Annotated in this window: 16 protein-coding genes; 13 read left to right on the top strand and 3 right to left on the bottom strand. The window is 39.2% G+C overall.

Annotated elements, in window-relative coordinates; translation table 11 throughout:
* Positions 1-150 precede the first annotated feature (150 nt).
* Genes napA through V3I05_RS01955 form a run of 6 tightly spaced genes read left to right on the top strand, consistent with a single transcriptional unit; the run spans position 151 to position 6691 of the window.
* The gene (gene napA / locus V3I05_RS01980) at positions 151-2964 is read left to right on the top strand and encodes a nitrate reductase catalytic subunit NapA (protein ID WP_300451429.1); all 2814 of its coding nucleotides are present in this window, start codon (positions 151-153) and stop codon (positions 2962-2964) included.
* Positions 2965-2985: 21 nt separating this feature from the next.
* Positions 2986-3807, top strand: a complete 822-nt coding sequence (gene napG / locus V3I05_RS01975; RefSeq protein WP_300451456.1) for a ferredoxin-type protein NapG — start codon at positions 2986-2988, stop codon at positions 3805-3807.
* Positions 3807-4733: a quinol dehydrogenase ferredoxin subunit NapH gene (napH, locus tag V3I05_RS01970; protein WP_300446761.1), complete on the top strand. Its 927-nt coding sequence runs from the start codon at positions 3807-3809 to the stop codon at positions 4731-4733. The genes napG and napH overlap by 1 nt, the downstream gene beginning before the upstream one ends.
* Positions 4730-5257 (top strand): nitrate reductase cytochrome c-type subunit, encoded by a 528-nt coding sequence (locus tag V3I05_RS01965; RefSeq protein WP_295700065.1) that lies wholly within the window; start codon positions 4730-4732, stop codon positions 5255-5257. The genes napH and V3I05_RS01965 overlap by 4 nt, the downstream gene beginning before the upstream one ends.
* 4 nt (positions 5258-5261) lie before the next feature.
* Positions 5262-6308, top strand: coding sequence for a WD40 repeat domain-containing protein (locus V3I05_RS01960; protein WP_300446759.1), 1047 nt, complete (start codon positions 5262-5264; stop codon positions 6306-6308).
* Positions 6309-6328: 20 nt separating this feature from the next.
* Entirely contained in the window at positions 6329-6691 is a 363-nt protein-coding gene (locus V3I05_RS01955; protein ID WP_300446757.1) for a chaperone NapD, read from the top strand.
* Between the two features lie 374 nt (positions 6692-7065).
* On the opposite strand, the gene V3I05_RS01950 is transcribed toward V3I05_RS01955, so the two are convergent.
* The 3 genes from V3I05_RS01950 to gmd all read right to left on the bottom strand — a co-directional run bounded on the left by V3I05_RS01950 (position 7066) and on the right by gmd (position 9019).
* Complete coding sequence (locus V3I05_RS01950) at positions 7066-7380, bottom strand: FkbM family methyltransferase (protein ID WP_425531742.1); 315 nt, start codon at positions 7378-7380, stop codon at positions 7066-7068.
* A gap of 121 nt (positions 7381-7501) precedes the next feature.
* Positions 7502-7783 (bottom strand): hypothetical protein, encoded by a 282-nt coding sequence (locus tag V3I05_RS01945; protein ID WP_343353841.1) that lies wholly within the window; start codon positions 7781-7783, stop codon positions 7502-7504.
* 126 nt (positions 7784-7909) lie between these two features.
* A complete protein-coding gene (gene gmd / locus V3I05_RS01940) occupies positions 7910-9019 on the bottom strand; it encodes a GDP-mannose 4,6-dehydratase (RefSeq protein ID WP_300446753.1) in 1110 nt (369 codons plus the stop codon).
* A gap of 389 nt (positions 9020-9408) precedes the next feature.
* Between gmd and V3I05_RS01935 the strand changes: the two genes are divergently transcribed.
* From V3I05_RS01935 to V3I05_RS01905, 7 genes are all read left to right on the top strand, one after another.
* On the top strand, positions 9409-9585 hold the full coding sequence (locus tag V3I05_RS01935) for a hypothetical protein (RefSeq protein ID WP_295700079.1): 177 nt from the start codon (positions 9409-9411) through the stop codon (positions 9583-9585).
* Positions 9537-11588: an FUSC family protein gene (locus V3I05_RS01930; protein WP_300446751.1), complete on the top strand. Its 2052-nt coding sequence runs from the start codon at positions 9537-9539 to the stop codon at positions 11586-11588. Before V3I05_RS01935 ends, V3I05_RS01930 begins: the two co-directional genes overlap by 49 nt.
* Positions 11589-11864: 276 nt before the next feature.
* Positions 11865-12401 (top strand): D-glycero-alpha-D-manno-heptose-1,7-bisphosphate 7-phosphatase, encoded by a 537-nt coding sequence (locus tag V3I05_RS01925; RefSeq protein WP_300446749.1) that lies wholly within the window; start codon positions 11865-11867, stop codon positions 12399-12401.
* An 11-nt stretch (positions 12402-12412) separates the two neighbouring features.
* Positions 12413-13414: an ADP-glyceromanno-heptose 6-epimerase gene (gene rfaD / locus V3I05_RS01920; RefSeq protein ID WP_300732947.1), complete on the top strand. Its 1002-nt coding sequence runs from the start codon at positions 12413-12415 to the stop codon at positions 13412-13414.
* A 4-nt stretch (positions 13415-13418) separates the two neighbouring features.
* Complete coding sequence (gene rfaE1 / locus V3I05_RS01915; RefSeq protein ID WP_300446858.1) at positions 13419-14867, top strand: D-glycero-beta-D-manno-heptose-7-phosphate kinase; 1449 nt, start codon at positions 13419-13421, stop codon at positions 14865-14867.
* The gene (gmhA, locus tag V3I05_RS01910; protein WP_295700091.1) at positions 14852-15427 is read left to right on the top strand and encodes a D-sedoheptulose 7-phosphate isomerase; all 576 of its coding nucleotides are present in this window, start codon (positions 14852-14854) and stop codon (positions 15425-15427) included. Before rfaE1 ends, gmhA begins: the two co-directional genes overlap by 16 nt.
* Positions 15427-16077: a hypothetical protein gene (locus tag V3I05_RS01905; RefSeq protein ID WP_295700094.1), complete on the top strand. Its 651-nt coding sequence runs from the start codon at positions 15427-15429 to the stop codon at positions 16075-16077. Before gmhA ends, V3I05_RS01905 begins: the two co-directional genes overlap by 1 nt.
* Positions 16078-16116: the final 39 nt, after the last annotated feature.

Raw genomic sequence — 16116 nt, 5'->3', positions numbered from 1 at the left:
TATAGAGGTATCGGGTAGAAAAGTAAGAGAATCTTTAACTATGATTGATTTTTATCAATGTCCTAAAATGAGAATCAACGATAGAATCTATCCAATCATTTGGATTTCTATGTAGATTCCCAAATGTGAGTGATATTTTAAGGAGGTTTTATGACAAGCAAAATGCAAGAAAATAAATCCACACTTTCGCGTAGAGACTTTTTGAAGAGTGCAGCAGCAGCTTCAGCAGCGGCAAGTGTAGGCTTAAGCATTCCAAGTGCGATGAGTGCGGAGGCACAAGATGCACAAAAGCTTTGGAAATGGGACAAATCTGTATGTAGATTCTGCGGGACGGGCTGCGGTATTATGGTAGCTACGCAAAAGGATAGCAATGGGCACGCTAAAATCGTGGCTGTTAAGGGCGACCCTGAAGCACCTGTGAATCGAGGATTGAATTGCATTAAAGGATATTTTTGTGCAAAAATTATGTATGGAGCAGACAGACTAACCAAGCCTCTTTTGCGTGTCAATGATAAAGGTGAGTTTGACAAAAAAGGCAAATTCGTGCCTGTTAGCTGGAAAAGAGCCTTTGATGAAATGGAAAAACATTTTAAGAAAGCTTATAATGAACTAGGACCAACAGGCATAGCTGTGTTTGGCTCGGGGCAATACACTGTGCAAGAAGGCTATGCGGCAGTAAAGCTTATCAAGGGTGGCTTTAGAAGTAATAATATTGACCCTAATGCGCGGCATTGTATGGCAAGTGCGGTGGTTGCGTTTATAGAAACTTTTGGTATTGATGAGCCAGCGGGCTGCTATGATGATATTGAACTTACCGATACTTTTGTGACCTGGGGTGCGAATATGGCTGAAATGCACCCCGTGCTATGGAGTCGCGTAACTGATAGAAAGCTAAGCAATAGTAATGTAAAAATTATCAATCTCTCTACTTATGCAAACCGCACTTCAGATTTAGCAGATATTGAAATCATCTTTAAGCCTAACACGGATTTGGCTATTTGGAACTTCATTGCAAGAGAAATCATTAAGCGCAATGCCGTTGATGAGGCTTTTGTGCGAGAAAATTGCGTATTTACTACGGGCTTTGTGAATATTGGCTATGGTATGAGGAATAATCCCAATCACCCTAAATTCTTACCAGAGGAACGCGATACTGTGGCAAAAGAAGTATCAAAGGTGGTGAGTGATGATGAGGGCGTTACCCTGCAATACTTAGGTATCAGGGCAGGTGATGAGATGAAAATGGATAAAGCCGCTGTTGCGGGGAATCATTGGAGTATTGGCTTTGAGGATTTCAAAAAGGGCTTAGAGCCTTATAATCTTGATTTTGTTGCAAAACTTGCTAAGGGCAATGTCGATGAAAGCTTAGAATCTTTCAAGCAAAAGCTTCAAGCCTTAGCCGATTATTATATTGAAAAAAATCGTAAGATAGTGAGCTTTTGGACGATGGGGATGAATCAACATCAAAGGGGCACTTGGGTGAATGAGCAAAGCTATATGGTGCATATGCTACTTGGTAAGCAAAGTAAGCCCGGTAGCGGTGCATTCTCGCTCACAGGACAGCCTAGTGCGTGCGGAACAGCGCGTGAGGTAGGGACATTCACACATAGGCTTCCTGCGGATATGGTTGTGGGTAATCCTAAACATCGTGAAACAACAGAAAAAATATGGAATCTCCCCGCTGGAACACTCAATGGCAATCTTGGCTCACCTTATTTGAAAATTATGCGTGATTTAGAAGATGGTAATATCAAATGGGCGTGGGTGCAAGTAAATAATCCGTGGCAAAATACGGCTAATGCGAACCATTGGATTGCCGCAGCAAGAGAGCAAGATAATTTCATCGTAGTGAGTGAATGTTATCCGGGCGTGAGTGCTAAAGTTGCAGATCTTATTTTACCTACAGCGATGATTTATGAAAAATGGGGCGCGTATGGTAATGCAGAGAGACGCACACAGCATTGGAAACAGCAAGTTGTAGCACCCGGCGAGGCTATGCCTGATATTTGGCAAATGGCAGAATTTGCCAAACGTTTCACTCTAGCTGAAGTGTGGAATAAAGAATATGACAAGCTCAATCTTAAGCCCGTTTTGGAGGCGGCTAAGGCGATGGGCTACAAAGAGAGTGATACGCTCTATGATGTGCTTTATGCTAATGAACGTGCAAAAGCCTTTAGCGTAGAGGATTCAATGCTTAAAAATGAGCTAAATACAGAAGTTCTTGGTGATTATCGTAATGTCAAGGGTGGCAATGATGAGGTGTTTGAGGGCTATGGATTCTTTATCCAAAAATATCTTTGGGAGGAGTATCGTCAATTTGGCTTAGGACACGCACACGATTTGGCTGACTTTGATACCTATCATCGTGTGAGAGGTTTGCGTTGGCCTGTGGTCAATGGCAAAGAGACGCAATGGCGTTTTAATGCTAAATATGACTTCTATGCACAAAAACTTGGTAATGGCAAAGCTTTTGCATTCTATGGGAATAAGGGCAAGAGTATCTCCGGCGGTGATTTAAAAGCACCTAATGAGGATAAGGTGAGTATTGACAATAAGGCAAAAATTTTCCTCCGTCCTTATATGGATCCTTGCGAAATGCCTGATGAGAAGTATCCTATGTGGCTTTGCACCGGACGTGTGTTAGAGCATTGGCATTCTGGCACGATGACTATGCGTGTGCCTGAACTCTATCGTGCTGTGCCTGAAGCACTTTGCTATATGCACCCCGAAGATGCTCAAGCACAGAATCTAGAGCAAAATCAAATCGTATGGGTAGAATCAAGACGGGGTAAAGTAAAAGCAAAGCTTGATTTAAGAGGTAGAAATCGCCCACCAAAAGGACTTATCTATGTGCCTTGGTTTGATGAAAATGTGTTTATTAATAAAGTCTGTCTTGATGCGACTTGTCCGCTTTCAAAGCAAACAGACTTTAAAAAATGTGCCGTGAAAGTCTATAAAGCATAAGGATAGAATGTGTCAAATAAAATGCAAGAACCGCTCAATCCCAAAAGACGAGAAGCTCTCCTAAAGATAGGGCAAAATACTGGTTTTGCCCTATTTGGTGCGCTTTTATGGGGAGCATATATTAATGTCGCTAAAGCCGGGAATGCCAATATTTTGCGTCCACCGGGTGCGAGTAAAAATGATGCGGAGTTTATTGCTAATTGCATTAAATGCGGACTTTGCGTAGAATCTTGCCCATTTTACACATTAAGACTAGCAACATCAAATGATGAAACTACGCTTGGCACACCATTATTTGAGCCACGTAAAGTGCCTTGCTATATGTGTGAGGATATTCCGTGTGCGGCAGCTTGTCCTACCAGTGCGCTTGATATAAAGCGGCTTTATGAGCCTAAAAAGCCAGAGGTTGGAGTGGCATACACAGAGCCTAGTATTAATAATGCGACTATGGGTGTGGCGGTGGTGGATTCTAAACATTGTGTGGCTTATGCGGGAATTCAATGTGATGCGTGCTATCGCGCTTGCCCGCTTATAGATAAAGCTATTGTGTTGGAATATAAACGTAATGAGCGCACAGGAAAGCATGGATTCTTGTTACCTGTGGTAGATAGTGATTATTGCACGGGCTGTGGTAAATGCGAAAAGGCTTGTGTGACGGAGTTGCCTACCATCATTGTTTTGCCTCGTAGTGTGGCGTTAGGCAAGATGGGGACAAACTATATCAAAGGTTGGGATAAGCTCGATGAAAATCGGCTTTTTGAGTTAAAAGAGCAAAAAAATAAGCCTAAAGCCTTACCTAATGAGACTTTGGACTATCTTAATAGTTCGTTTGGAGATTTGTAATGAAGCTTTTTAAAATGAGATTCCTGCTTCTTAGACGTTTGGCTCAATTACTTATTCTCGCGCTCTTTGTGCTGGGTAATTACTCTATTGGCACACTTAAAAACGTGCAAAGCAAAGAAGAGGTGACTATCTTTGGTGGTAATATTGAATCTTTGCTTGGAGATTCTAGCTCGGTAGTAGCAAAGCAATCAAGTGTGTTTAGCCATATCGCGCAGGGGAATCTAAGCTATGCGCAATGGTTTGGAATCTTCCCACTTAGCGACCCTTTGGCTGCGTTGCAAATATTCTTTGCTGGTGGTGGGTTAGCGCTTGATGTGTGGCTGGGTGTTTTGCTCGTAGCGACTCTTTATGGCGTATTTTTGGGAAGAGCGTATTGCGCCTTCGTATGCCCTATCAATCTCATAACCGATTTGGCAAATTTCTTACGCGCTAAACTAGGGTTTAATCGTACCCAACGTATGGTTTTCCTCTCACGCTCAAGCCGCTTTGTGATTTTAGCCTTAAGCTTAATCTTAAGCGCATTATTTGGTGTAGCGGCATTTGAGCTTATTAGCCCCATCTCTATGCTACATCGTGGCTTAGTTTTTGGTATGGGATTTGGTATTTTTGCTATTTTGGCGGTATTTTTATTTGATTTGCTTGTGGTTAAAAATGGCTTTTGTGGGCATATCTGTCCGCTTGGGGCGACTTATAGTCTTATTGGCAAATTTGCACTTTTGCGTGTGAAGCATACACTTGCAAACTGCACAAAATGTATGCAATGTGTGCGAGTATGCCCTGAGCCTGATGTGTTAAAGCCTGTTGGCAAGGAAGATGGTGCATTTAAAACAATGACTTGTTTGCGCTGTGGGAGATGTATCGAGGTGTGCGATGATAATGCACTGCATTTTAGTATTTTAAACTTCACACATAAGGAGAGAAAATGAAAACATACATACGAATTTTTATTGTTGGATTGCTTGGATTAGTGTTTGCTGCTTGTGGAGATTCTAATGAGAAAGCACTTAAAGATAGTGAAATTGGCTTAAGAAAAGTGGATTTGCAAAATGAGCAAGATGTGGCATTGCTTCAATATGGATATAGTGAGGCTATGGCGGGTGAAAGCACGAGGATTGAGCGCTCCTACGAGAATGCACCGCCTATGATTCCACATAGCACGGAGGGTATGCTGCCTATCACACAAGATAACAATCAATGTCTTATGTGCCACGACCCTGCTTTTGCCGCTGATTTGGGTGCGATACCTGTGCCTGCTTCACATACCTATGACTTGCGGACAAACAAAGATTTAGGCGAGGTGGCCGCTGCACGATTTAATTGTGTATTGTGTCATACGCCACAAGCAGATGTAGCCCCTGCGGTTGCAAATACCTTTACCCCTACATTCCGCACACAAGATGCTAAAAGCTCATCAAATCTCCTTGATGTTCTTAATGAGGGCGTAAAGTAGGCTTATGAAAGGCTTATTATTGCCTTATATGCGTTATTTTGTATATGTGCTATGCGTGGTGGCTTTGCCCTTATGGGCAGCGCCTGTTACTATTGAGAGTAAAAACGCACAAGTGATACATACTGATGGTATTATCACGTATATTAGCATATTTAAGAATCTCATTTATGTTGGCAATGCTTCGGGCGAGGTGCATATCTATGAGATGGATAATGCAAAAAAGGCACAAAAGAAGGCTACACTTACATTGCCATTAATTGAAGATTATTTTGGCAATATGTATGCGCCACGTGTGTTTAATATTACTACTTTTGATGGCAATAATCTTTTTGTGTTAAGTGAATCTTCGCGTGGAGGTAGGCAGATACTTAAGCTCTCTGCTATGGGCGATATGCAAGTGATTTTAACTACGACAACCTCGCCCAAACGTATCGTTGCCTTTGATAAAAATAAGCTTGTTGTTGGATTTTTGAGTAATGAAATCGGGCTTTTTGATATTGATAGTGCTGCTTTTATCTACACTACTCAGCCTAGTCAAGCTGGTTTTTCTAACTTATGTGTGAATGCGCCCTTTATTTTTAGCACCGATGAATCGGGTGTGGTAAATGTGTTAGATGTGGCAAATGGCAAGATTCTCGCGCGGCTTGATAATATCAACAAGGACAATAACTATCAAATTGCCTCTTCGCAAAATGTTATTCTTACAGCCGGTGTGGATAGAAAAATGGGAATTTATACTTTTGATACTCCCGTTTCCACCACTTCACAAAGTAACTCGCAAAATACAAAGCCAACCTTTAGCCTCAAAAGTGCCAGGAGCGTTAAGAGTGATTTTCTTATCTATGCAGTGGGTATCTCACCTCAAGCGACTTTAGCGGCATTTAGCAAGAATGAGCAAAATGATATAAGCCTTATCCATCTGCCCACATTAGAGGAAAAATATATACTTAAAGGTGCGACCTCGCTTATTAATAGCATTATTTTTTATGATGAAAAGACGATTGTTTCAGGCAATGATGATAAAAATTTCATTATTTGGACGCTTGATTAGCTAGTCTTAAAGGAGCAAAGATGAATATCTCAAGCATTGTGGTAAAAACGACAAAAGATAGTTTTAACGCAGTCAAAGCAAGTATTAGGGAGATAAAGGGCTGTGAGATTTATATCGAAGATGAAGCAACAGCGCAGCTCATAGTGGTGCTAGAAGCCCCAAGCACAGAGGAGGAAATGGCGATTAATAAACATTTAGAATCTTTAGCAGGTGTGGTAAGCGCGAATATGCACTATGCCTATCAAGAAGAGGAATTAAATGCACGACTTCAAACTAATAGTGATGGCGTGTGTGAGTTTCTTAATGATGATTCTATCCCTGCGGAAAATATCACCTATGCGGGCTCAATCGCACATCTTATGGGTAAGACTAAAAAGCATTAGCATAGGATTGCAAAACTTACTATTCTTCCTAATCAACTTAAAGTAGCCTAATAAACAGAATCTTGCTTCTGCAAGAAAGCAAAAGTGCCATTTGTAGATTTTGAAGCTAAAATTAAAAACATATTTTTTTCTTTGTAAGATTTGCTGCTTTTGTTACGGGTGAGGTGTTTTCTACTTGTAAAAATACGAATTTTCTATAAGGTAGAAAGTTTTTTGTCTCATTTTAAGAAGCAACTTTTGCTCCTATCTTAGCTAGGAGTGTAATTATGCTCTAAGGAGCTAATATAATGAGATGGTTTAATTTTTATGCGAGGCGATATTTTAGCCTATGAAGCCCAAGATGGAATCTTTTATAATTTTACTTTTTGCTTAACTCAATATATCGTATTCAGGCAGAGTTTAGGGTATTTAAAAGCACCTCTTTTATAAATTATTTGTGCGTTCAAAAAATCTATCAGAGCCAATATGGGCGATTTCTTTATATCTACATTTGCGTAAAGAGGCACTAATGCCCGATGTATGCGATAATTATCCTCTACCCCAATGAGATTAATACGATATGGTGTAAAATCAATCGATTCTAGGATTTTAAGCTCCGCCCCCCCCCCCTCCACATCAATAGAGAGATAGTCAATTTCAGTTGTATCATGGTGCTTTGCCATAAGGGTGTCAAATCGCATACCCTGTATTTTATAATATTGCCCCCCCCCGCAGCTTTTATTTCACTCTCTATACGGGAGAGATGTTTTGCATCATATTCGCCCACAATACCGCTTAACATTTGTGCCGCCCCTTCTACTTGCAAAAACTCTACTTCCTCGTCTCTATCACACAAGGCGACATTATATTTTGTATTTTTCTTACCTTGACGATTAAGAAGAAGCTTTCCTCTATAAGGATACCTTGCCAATTTTGATATGCTCCATGTGTTTTAGGAAAAGTCTCTAAAAGATAGGTATTGCTAAAGCTTATGCCATCATTTGCACCAATATCAATAAACGTATATTGTGCTTTTTTAGGCTTTTGATGATAGTAATTGATAACAAACACTCTTGTAGATATTGAGCATACGATAAGCCCAAAAACGCCCATTGATTGCGATATTTATAGAGCTTTCTTAATATATACGGAAGCTGCTTGAAGTGCTATTTGCTAGGTATAAGCTTTGATTTGATATGACTAAGCATAATACTCTCCTTTCATTTTGTGTTTAAGATTTTATTCAAAATAGCTTAGAATCTTATAGCCGCCATCTTGAAGATATTTGTCTTTTTGCATAAGTTTTAAATCGCTTTGCACCATATCTTTTACCAATGCTTTTAAGTCATATTCTGGCACCCAGCCTAGCTTCTCTCGTGCTTTGCTCGCATCGCCAATAAGCAAATCCACTTCCGTAGGGCGAAAATATCGAGAATCTACGCTAACTACTTCTGTGTCTTTTTTAAGTTTAAAATTCCCGTGACACGCTATGATATAGCCCTTTTCATTGACGCCTTCACCCTCAAAACCCACTTCAATGTCAAGCTCATCAAATGCCATTTTGACAAATTCCCTTACCTCTGTGGTTACCCCCGTGGCGATAACCCAATCTTCAGCTTTTTGCGCTTGTAAAATAAGCCACATCATACGCACATAGTCTTTTGCGTGTCCCCAATCACGTTTTGCAGAGAGATTCCCCAAATAGAGCTTATCTTGTAATCCTAGAGCGATTTTAGCCACAGCACGTGTGATTTTACGCGTTACAAAAGTTTCCCCACGTATGGGGCTTTCGTGGTTGAATAAAATGCCATTGCTTGCAAATATATTGTAAGCCTCTCTATAATTGATTGTGATCCAATAGGCATAGAGCTTTGCACACGCATAAGGTGAGCGAGGATAAAAGGGCGTTTTTTCACTTTGAGGCACTTCCTGCACCAATCCATAAAGCTCACTTGTAGAGGCTTGATAGATCTTGGTTTTTTCTATTAGGCCTAAAAGTCGCACGGCTTCTAAGATTCTAAGCGTGCCTAAGCCATCGGCATTAGCAGTATATTCAGGCGTATCAAAGCTTACGGCTACATGGCTCATTGCCGCAAGGTTATAGATTTCGTCAGGTTTCACATCAGCGATAATTCGTGTAAGGTTCATAGAATCTGTTAAATCACCATAGTGTAAAAAGAAATTACGATTATTAACGTGGGGGTCTTGGTAGAGATGGTCGATTCTATCGGTATTAAAAAGTGAACTTCGTCTTTTAATTCCATGCACCTCATAGCCTTTTTTAAGGAGAAATTCGGCTAAATATGCTCCATCTTGCCCTGTGATACCTGTAATAAGCGCCTTTTTCATAAAATATCCTTTATAAAACCATTGCAAAATATATATCATAAAATATTTTTGCTTAAATTACATAGTCATATCAATGAATCAGGGTGTAAATTGGAATACTCTAAAAATAAGAATACATGAGCAATAATATAGAATATGGAAAAAGGAGGCTAAGACTTCTTGTGTGGATTTAGTCTCCCTCTCTTCCCTGTAGCGCTTATATTATTTCTTTTTCCTTGTTTGTGGAAAAAAAAGGGGGGGGGGGAGTATTTTCTAAGCGGGAAAAATCATAGCAGTAGCCTTGCCATAATAACTATATTTGTAAATTTATAACTCTATGGCATTACAATATATTTTAGGAATTAAGCTTGCTTATAATTTAAGTATTTGAAATTGATAAGGAGGAAGTGATGAAAGCTTTATATATTGGCGTATGTGTGGCGTTTTTGGCTGTATTTTTTAGTGCATGTAGTGGCAAAAAGAAGCCCATTGGTAATTTTCAAAGTGTAGAATGCCACACAATTTGCAATGCTAATGAATGCACGCAGCAGTGCGTGAGTGCAAGTGGGGATTATTACAAAAAATAATGCTTGCTGCTTTTTACAAACTCATCTTTAGACGTTTTATTTATGTCTATGATGCGGGGTTTTTTAGCCTCTTTTATGCCTTTAAGGCGATGATTGCTATTTGCATAAGTGGAGGATTTTGCTATATCTTGCTAGGAAGCGATGTGCTGATTTGGGCAGTGATGATGGCAATGTATGTATTTTTTCTCAATGGATTTAAGAGCAACAAAGATATGGATTGGAAATATCTTGTGTTGTTTGTGCTTTTTGTCTGTGGACTTATACCGATTTTTGGTATATGGGAGGATAGTTTATGGCTTATCTTGCCCTCTATGCTCCTTGCTTTTAGTATTGGTATAAGTGAAGTGTATGATAGCGATTTGCCTAAGGTGCTTACTTTAGCTCTCATTAATGCACTTGTGGCTATCATCTTTGTAGGCTCACACCCTGAAGTACCATTATGGCAGTGTATCACTGCTGCCCTTATAGGTGGGAGCGTAAGCATTGGTGTGCGACTTTTTATATCCTTTGGGCAGTATGGGAGATTTGTCCAAACGCAATTTGTCGCTCAACTCTTTGAACTCTCTATGATGTGTGAGAATCTTGGTACAGATAATTATGAAACGCTCAAAACGCAATCAATCAATCATATTTCTTTGCTTAAATCAAAGCTCACTTCCACTTCTGCTAAAATTAAAGACGCTCATCTTATCAAAAACCACAAACGTGCCCTTTTTTATATTTATAAATTAGAAAGTGTGTATTATGTGCTAGATTTAATGAATTATTATTTTTTGCACGATGAGGTAGCATTAAAAGATAAAACAGCATTAAAAATGGCACAAGAAGAAATGGCTTATAATCTTAAAGAACTCTCACATATCTTTTATGGCAAAAAACCTATGATTACCAAGCATTCACTTCAATATGCGCTTAAGCATAATGCCAACTCCCAATGGATTGACGCGCTAAAAATCTTTTATTCTAAAATAGAATCCTTTACACAGCTTTCATCTTTGCAATCTCTTGCCTTTGTAGAAAATACTACACCCAAGAGCCTTAAAGAGATGTATGAATCCCTTAAAGATAACCCTATGCCATTTTTTTATGGGATTCGCTATGCGGGGGCAATAGGTGGTGCGATGTTTTGTGCACAGTTTTTTCATATCACTCACGGGGCGTGGATTGCCCTTGGGGTAGTATCTATGATGCATCCTAATATCAGCACGATTAAGACAGTGGGCAAAGATTCTATTTTAGGAAGCTTATGTGGCTTAATACTTGGTGTGATATTGGTATTGACATTGTGGGAATCTCCTTTGCTCTTGGGTATTTTTATCGTTAATCTTTTTTTGGTCGTGTATTTTAAGACTTATCCTTTTGTGCTATGGTCGCTTGTGTTAATGCTCGAGTTTGTGTTAATGTTTGCCTTTGTGGATAGTGATTTTATTACGCTTATTGTATATCGATTTGGTGATATTTTGCTAGGATTTTTATTTGCTTTTTTTGCTTCTAAGATACTTTATCCGCGATATAGTGCTGATGAGCTACTCCCTCAAACGATACTATGTCTAAAGTCTTTTACTGCTTTGATGATAGATTTAGAGCAATCCCAAAGCCAAATTCTAGTCCATCAAAATCAGCTTGTGCGGCAGCTTGATGAGCTTTTTATACTTATTAGACAAAGCAAGGAAGACAAGAGACGCTATACAGAGCATATTTTGCAGGGATTTGCTACCTTGCAAGATAATTTTTCTCAACTCAAAGAACTGACATTTTTATTATGTGAAAGTTTTGCTCCTAAGGCGAATATGTGCGATGTGCTTTTGAAAAATGATTTGAAAGCTTTGCGTGTGCGCTATGAAATGCTTTGTTCTATGCTTGATTCTAAACCGTATTATTTCAAAACTGATGAAGACGAGAGGTTTTTACTCAAAGAGAGTGATATTTATCTTATTGTGCATTCCATTTTTGTATTGCAAAATGCTCTTTATGGCTTTTTGCGCACTACATTGAGGGAATAAGGGTTTTTATAGGTGTTGTTAAGTTTGCAAACATAAAGGCAGCAAGCAGAGATTTATATGGTTTTTGTCATTTGCTAAAAACCCATCGTCTTATTAAATGTCTAAATTGAGCAATATAACATTTTTAAATAGCAATTTGGATTCGCTTAGCGTAATGCGGTGTTTTGGTTATAATAGTATAGAAATAGAGAAGCTAACCTTTGAAACTCACTTTGCAAACGCGGTGAAAATCGCAGTAGCAAAAAATGATAGAAGAGTAGAGTGTAGGAGATAATGATGCAAAAATGTGCGTTTTTTGATAGAGATGGTGTGATTAATAAAGACTTAGGCTATGTGTATAAGCAGACGGATTTTATCTTTTGTGATGGAATCTTTGAGCTTCTCTCTACGCTTAAGGCACAGGGCTATCTCTTGCTTGTGATGACTAATCAATCCGGCATCGCGCGAGGTTACTATACGCAAGAGCAGTTAGGGAGCCTCCATCAGTATATGCAGCAATGCTTGATAGAAAAGATTGGCTTTGGCTTTGATAGAATCTATTTTTGTCCGCACTCACCGGAGGCAAATTGCGCCTGTCGCAAACCTAAAATTGGTATGATTGAAGCCGCTTGTAGGGATTTCTCCATTAATTTGGCGCAATCTTTTTTTATAGGAGATAAAATCACAGATATGCAATGTGCGCAAAATGCCCATATCAATGGGAAATTTCTACTAGGCACAGAAGATATAGGGGATAATTCACTCAAAAATATCCAAAAGGTTGCCACTTTGCAAGAACTCCATAGTATAATAAAAGCACAAAATTCGCTCTAAAGGTAGCAGGTATGAAATATATTTATGATGATTTAGTAGAAAAGAAGATTCTTATTACCGGTGGGGCTGGATTCATCGGGAGTAATCTTGCGATGTATTTTCAAAAGCACCACCCCAATGCTCAAGTTTATGTGTTTGATAAATTCCGTGATGGTGAGCTATTCCCTAGTGGGAATCCTACATCTCTAGGACATTTTAAGAATCTTATTAAATTTAAAGGCAATATCATCGTAGGGGATATTACTAATACGCGAGATTTGCAAAAGCTAAAAGATTATGATTTTGATGTGATTTTTCATCAGGCTGCTATATCTGATACTACCGTGCAGAATCAAGAGCTAGTGATGAAGGCAAATTATGAGGCATTCTTGCATTTGCTTGAGCTTGCTAATAGCTCTCAAGCAATGATGATTTATGCCTCATCTGCGGGGACTTATGGTAATTCTCCCGCGCCAAATATCGTAGGTAGCGGTGAAATACCCGAAAATGTCTATGGCTATTCTAAGCTTTGTATGGATAATTATGTGAGAAAAATCCTTGAGAGCGACCCTTCTTGCCCTATTATAGGCTTGCGCTATTTTAATGTTTATGGAAATAGAGAATTTCATAAAGGTAAAACAGCCTCTATGATTTTGCAGCTTTCCCTCCAAGCCTTAGAGCATAAGAAAGTGCGGCTTTTTAAGCACGGCGAACAAAAACGTGATTTTGTATTTATCAAAGATGTAGTCCAAGCTAATGTCAAAGCCCTAGAATCTGCTAAAAGTGGTATTTATAATGTCGGCAGTGGCGAGGCGAGAAGCTTTAATGATATTGTGGCTTGTCTTAAAGAGCATTTGGGGGATTTTGAAATAGAATATTTTGAGAATCCTTATAGCTTTTTCCAAACGCACACAGAAGCAGATATAAGTGCTACAAAAGAACATCTCTCTTATACGCCACGATTTAACCTAGAGCAAGGGATTGAAGCATATATGAAGGAGATTCAAAATATTTTTGCAACTCTAAGGCGGTAAGTTGATGTTTCATTTAGAATCTAAAAGTCCTAAAATCCTTGTTGTGGGTGATTTGATGATTGATCATTATGTGTGGGGGAATTGCGAAAGAATCTCGCCCGAAGCCCCTGTGCAAGTGGTAGATGTCAAAGATGAGAGCAATCGCTTAGGTGGGGCGTGTAATGTCGCACATAATTTGAATGCGCTCAATGCAAAGGTATTTGTATGTGGTGTAGTAGGAAGTGATGATGCAGGGTTATGGCTAGGGGACAAGCTAGAATCTATGGGGGTGGATATTTCATATCTCTTTGTAGATACCACACGTCCTACGACCAAAAAGACGCGCATTATCATCGCTAATCAACAAGTACTACGTGTGGATAGGGAAAGCAAAAAGCCTATTGATGATGAGATTCAAAATAATATTATGCAGCGGCTTCACGCGGTGCTTGATATGGTGGATTGCGTGATTATCTCCGATTATAATAAGGGCTTATTGAGTGAGGAACTGACACAATTTATTATCAACTATGCAAAGAGTAAATCTAAACTCGTGCTATGTGACCCTAAGGGACAGGATTATCGTAAATATAGTGGCGCGACACTGCTCACTCCTAATAAAAAAGAAGCCCAACTTGCCACAGGCATAAATATCACTGATGAATCTACCCTTATCCACGCAGGAATGGCGCTTAAAGAGATATGCAATCTCACGCATTCAATAATTACCCTAAGTGAAGATGGTATAGGTGTATTTGCAGATAATGCGATGGAGCGCATACCTACAAAGGCAAAAGAAGTGTATGATGTAACAGGTGCGGGAGATACGGTAATCGCTGCTCTTGGCTTTGCTTTAAGCAGTGGGTGTGATATATTAAAGGCGTGTGAGTTTGCTAATACTGCTGCTGCGGTGGTAGTAGGTAAGGTAGGTAGTGCTGTGGCTACTCATAGTGAGATTATGACCTATCTCCATACCCAATCTACCAATTTACGACAGCATATAGCCTCAAAAATCGTCTCTAAAGCCCAACTCATCGGTATATTAAAAGGTTTGAAACAAAGCAAAATCGTCTTTACCAATGGTTGCTTTGATATTTTGCATAGGGGGCATTTGGCTTACCTTGACCGCGCACGTGGGCTAGGTGATATGCTGATTGTGGGGATTAATGATGATAGCTCTGTAAAAGCCCTCAAAGGTGAATCCCGCCCTATTAATACCCTAGAAAATCGCGCCTTTATGTTAGCTGCGCTTGAATGTGTGGATTGTGTGGTGAGCTTTAGTGAGGAGACGCCTTTAGAACTTATCAAAGTCATTAAGCCCGATGTGCTTGTTAAAGGTGGCGATTATCATAATAAAGAAGTGGTAGGCAAAGAATATGCTAAAGAAGTCGTGCTGATAGATTTTGTAGAGGGCTACTCTACAACAAATATTATAGAATCCATACAAAGGAGTGCATTATGCAAAAACTCATAGAAGCCGAATTTAACGCACATTTACAAAGCGCACAAAAAATTTTTTCTCTCACAGCAGAGTTGCAAAAAGCCGCTACATTACTTACGCAATGTTTAGAAAAAGGCGGGAAGATTCTCATCTGTGGCAATGGTGGGTCTGCCGCTGATGCACAGCATTTTGCTGCAGAGCTTACAGGACGCTATAAACAAGAACGCAAAGGCTTGGCGGGTATCGCGCTAAGTGTGGATACTTCTGCACTTACGGCTATTGGCAATGACTATGGCTTTGAATATGTATTTTCACGTCAAGTAGAAGCCCTCGCGCAAAAGGGCGATGTTTTTTTTGGTATTTCTACAAGTGGTAATTCCGCTAATGTGTTAAATGCTGCACAAGTAGCACGTAATATGGGTTGTGCCATTATAGGATTAAGCGGACGCGATGGAGGGAAGCTTAATGATATGAGTGATATTAATCTTATTATGCCTGATAATGATACGCCCAGAATCCAAGAGTTACATATTTTAGTCATACATATTTTATGTGATATTATCGAACGCAATTGTATGAGTAGAGGGGCATAATGCTCCTCCCTAAGACATTGCATACTTTGCAAAACACTCAAAAAGCAGTTATTAAAGAGACTTTGCAAGATGCACTTTATGAATCTGGCATTCACACGAGACTTTTAGATATAGTCTTTGGACATTATTTTATTTATACGCTTTTAAGCGATGGTATCCTTACACCTGTATTTTTATATGAAAATTGTATTAGCTATAAGCAGTCGCAAGCCTATGGGTTACCCAAACTGCATTTTTGTATGTGTGATGAGATACAAAATAATTTTAATCTAGTAAATAGAGCTCAAACACTCTCAAACCGCCACTATATCGCTAAGATAGCTAAGAAAAATGCTTTTAATGTAAGCATTAAGCAGGGTATGAGTGAAGTAGCATTTTATAATGATTATCCGCTTGAACTTTGCCCAATGTGTAAGTATATTTTACAACAAATGCGTGAAGGAGAGGTGATTAATAGCACATTGAGTGTTTATGTGTTTTCTCACCAGTGGTTAGAGCTTTTAGAATCTAATGCCTCTATTAGACAAAAAGAACTTATCGCTTTGCAAAATGCTAATCTCCTTTGCTACAAATGTAAAAGTTTTATCGATATTGATTCTTCAGTATGGATACACATTAATAAGGGGATTCTCAAAATCTGCTGTTGTTAATTTTTTTCTTGTATTATGGGACATTTTAAGATTTCACTC

The organism is Helicobacter mastomyrinus (assembly GCF_039555295.1).
GTDB classification, from domain to species: Bacteria; Campylobacterota; Campylobacteria; order Campylobacterales; family Helicobacteraceae; genus Helicobacter_C; species Helicobacter_C mastomyrinus.
This window is presented reverse-complemented; position numbering and strand designations above follow the sequence as displayed.

Bases quoted from the DNA above. Each gene is read 5' to 3' on its own strand.
- napA (WP_300451429.1), top strand. From the start codon at position 151: ATGACAAGCAAAATGCAAGAAAATAAATCCACACTTTCGCGTAGAGAC.
- napH (WP_300446761.1), top strand. From the start codon at position 3,807: ATGAAGCTTTTTAAAATGAGATTCCTGCTTCTTAGACGTTTGGCTCAA.
- napG (WP_300451456.1), top strand. From the start codon at position 2,986: ATGCAAGAACCGCTCAATCCCAAAAGACGAGAAGCTCTCCTAAAGATA.
- V3I05_RS01930 (WP_300446751.1), top strand. From the start codon at position 9,537: ATGCACGCAGCAGTGCGTGAGTGCAAGTGGGGATTATTACAAAAAATA.
- gmhA (WP_295700091.1), top strand. From the start codon at position 14,852: ATGCAAAAACTCATAGAAGCCGAATTTAACGCACATTTACAAAGCGCA.
- rfaD (WP_300732947.1), top strand. From the start codon at position 12,413: ATGAAATATATTTATGATGATTTAGTAGAAAAGAAGATTCTTATTACC.
- V3I05_RS01905 (WP_295700094.1), top strand. From the start codon at position 15,427: ATGCTCCTCCCTAAGACATTGCATACTTTGCAAAACACTCAAAAAGCA.
- V3I05_RS01955 (WP_300446757.1), top strand. From the start codon at position 6,329: ATGAATATCTCAAGCATTGTGGTAAAAACGACAAAAGATAGTTTTAAC.
- V3I05_RS01960 (WP_300446759.1), top strand. From the start codon at position 5,262: ATGAAAGGCTTATTATTGCCTTATATGCGTTATTTTGTATATGTGCTA.
- gmd (WP_300446753.1), bottom strand. From the start codon at position 9,019: ATGAAAAAGGCGCTTATTACAGGTATCACAGGGCAAGATGGAGCATAT.
- V3I05_RS01945 (WP_343353841.1), bottom strand. From the start codon at position 7,783: ATGGGCGTTTTTGGGCTTATCGTATGCTCAATATCTACAAGAGTGTTT.
- V3I05_RS01935 (WP_295700079.1), top strand. From the start codon at position 9,409: ATGAAAGCTTTATATATTGGCGTATGTGTGGCGTTTTTGGCTGTATTT.
- rfaE1 (WP_300446858.1), top strand. From the start codon at position 13,419: ATGTTTCATTTAGAATCTAAAAGTCCTAAAATCCTTGTTGTGGGTGAT.
- V3I05_RS01925 (WP_300446749.1), top strand. From the start codon at position 11,865: ATGCAAAAATGTGCGTTTTTTGATAGAGATGGTGTGATTAATAAAGAC.
- V3I05_RS01965 (WP_295700065.1), top strand. From the start codon at position 4,730: ATGAAAACATACATACGAATTTTTATTGTTGGATTGCTTGGATTAGTG.